This is a genomic window from Streptococcus mitis, from assembly GCF_047464945.1.
In the GTDB taxonomy this organism is placed as follows: domain Bacteria; phylum Bacillota; class Bacilli; order Lactobacillales; family Streptococcaceae; genus Streptococcus; species Streptococcus mitis_EA.
Window position 1 is genome coordinate 1 of the sequence record NZ_JASHAX010000018.1, and the last position, 2,500, is coordinate 2,500.

The 2,500-nt window shown below is 49.4% G+C and carries 1 tRNA gene and 2 rRNA genes (1 of these 3 cut by a window edge); all 3 read left to right on the top strand.

What is annotated here, in order from left to right:
- A 16S ribosomal RNA gene (locus QM424_RS09720) occupies nucleotides 1–518 on the top strand; the annotation flags it as partial.
- Between the two features lie 51 nt (nucleotides 519–569).
- Nucleotides 570–642: transfer RNA gene (locus QM424_RS09725), tRNA-Ala, on the top strand.
- A gap of 125 nt (nucleotides 643–767) precedes the next feature.
- Nucleotides 768–2,500: ribosomal RNA gene (locus QM424_RS09730) — 23S ribosomal RNA — on the top strand (it continues 1,168 nt past the right edge of the window).

Sequence of the window (2,500 nt, forward strand, 5' to 3'; positions counted from 1 at the left end):
TTTCCTTCGGGACAGAGGTGACAGGTGGTGCATGGTTGTCGTCAGCTCGTGTCGTGAGATGTTGGGTTAAGTCCCGCAACGAGCGCAACCCCTATTGTTAGTTGCCATCATTCAGTTGGGCACTCTAGCGAGACTGCCGGTAATAAACCGGAGGAAGGTGGGGATGACGTCAAATCATCATGCCCCTTATGACCTGGGCTACACACGTGCTACAATGGCTGGTACAACGAGTCGCAAGCCGGTGACGGCAAGCTAATCTCTTAAAGCCAGTCTCAGTTCGGATTGTAGGCTGCAACTCGCCTACATGAAGTCGGAATCGCTAGTAATCGCGGATCAGCACGCCGCGGTGAATACGTTCCCGGGCCTTGTACACACCGCCCGTCACACCACGAGAGTTTGTAACACCCGAAGTCGGTGAGGTAACCGTAAGGAGCCAGCCGCCTAAGGTGGGATAGATGATTGGGGTGAAGTCGTAACAAGGTAGCCGTATCGGAAGGTGCGGCTGGATCACCTCCTTTCTAAGGATAAGGAACTGCGCATTGGTCTTGTTTAGTCTTGAGAGGTCTTGTGGGGCCTTAGCTCAGCTGGGAGAGCGCCTGCTTTGCACGCAGGAGGTCAGCGGTTCGATCCCGCTAGGCTCCATTGGTGAGAGATCACCAAGTAATGCACATTGAAAATTGAATATCTATATCAAATAGTAACAAGAAAATAAACCGAAAACGCTGTAGTATTAATAAGAGTTTATGACTGAAAGGTCAGAAAAATAAGGTTAAGTTAATAAGGGCGCACGGTGGATGCCTTGGCACTAGGAGCCGAAGAAGGACGTGACAAACGACGATATGCCTTGGGTAGCTGTAAGTAAGCGATGATCCAGGGATTTCCGAATGGGGGAACCCAACAGGTACTACCTGTTACCCGCATCTGTTAAGGATGTGAGGAGGAAGACGCAGTGAACTGAAACATCTAAGTAGCTGCAGGAAGAGAAAGCAAAAGCGATTGCCTTAGTAGCGGCGAGCGAAACGGCAGAAGGGCAAACCGAAGAGTTTACTCTTCGGGGTTGTAGGACTGCAATGTGGACTCAAAGATTATAGAAGAATGATTTGGGAAGATCAGCCAAAGAGAGTAATAGCCTCGTATTTAAAATAGTCTTTGTACCTAGCAGTATCCTGAGTACGGCGGGACACGAGAAATCCCGTCGGAATCTGGGAGGACCATCTCCCAACCCTAAATACTCCCTAGTGACCGATAGTGAACCAGTACCGTGAGGGAAAGGTGAAAAGCACCCCGGGAGGGGAGTGAAATAGAACCTGAAACCGTGTGCCTACAACAAGTTCGAGCCCGTTAATGGGTGAGAGCGTGCCTTTTGTAGAATGAACCGGCGAGTTACGTTATGATGCGAGGTTAAGTTGAAGAGACGGAGCCGTAGGGAAACCGAGTCTGAATAGGGCGAATTAGTATCATGACGTAGACCCGAAACCATGTGACCTACCCATGAGCAGGTTGAAGGTGCGGTAAGACGCACTGGAGGACCGAACCAGGGCACGTTGAAAAGTGCTTGGATGACTTGTGGGTAGCGGAGAAATTCCAAACGAACTTGGAGATAGCTGGTTCTCTCCGAAATAGCTTTAGGGCTAGCGTCGACATTAAGATTCTTGGAGGTAGAGCACTGTTTGGGTGAGGGGTCCATCCCGGATTACCAATCTCAGATAAACTCCGAATGCCAATGAATTATGGTCGGCAGTCAGACTGCGAGTGCTAAGATCCGTAGTCGAAAGGGAAACAGCCCAGACCACCAGCTAAGGTCCCAAAATAATTGTTAAGTGGAAAAGGATGTGGGGTTGCACAGACAACTAGGATGTTAGCTTAGAAGCAGCTATTCATTCAAAGAGTGCGTAATAGCTCACTAGTCGAGTGACCCTGCGCCGAAAATGTACCGGGGCTAAAACAATTTACCGAAGCTGTGGATACCTTTATAGGTATGGTAGGAGAGCGTTCTATGTGTGAAGAAGGTGTACCGTGAGGAGTGCTGGAACGCATAGAAGTGAGAATGCCGGTATGAGTAGCGAAAGACAGGTGAGAATCCTGTCCACCGTAAGACTAAGGTTTCCAGGGGAAGGCTCGTCCGCCCTGGGTTAGTCGGGACCTAAGGAGAGACCGAAAGGTGTATCCGATGGACAACAGGTTGATATTCCTGTACTAGAGTATGTAGTGATGGAGGGACGCAGTAGGCTAACTAAAGCAGACGATTGGAAGTGTCTGTCTAAGCAGTGAGGTGTGATATGAGTCAAATGCTTATATCTATAACATTGAGCTGTGATGGGGAGCGAAGTTTAGTAGCGAAGTTAGTGACGTCACACTGCCAAGAAAAGCTTCTAGCGTTTAAACATACTCTACCCGTACCGCAAACCGACACAGGTAGTCGAGGCGAGTAGCCTCAGGTGAGCGAGAGAACTCTCGTTAAGGAACTCGGCAAAATGACCCCGTAACTTCGGGAGAAGGG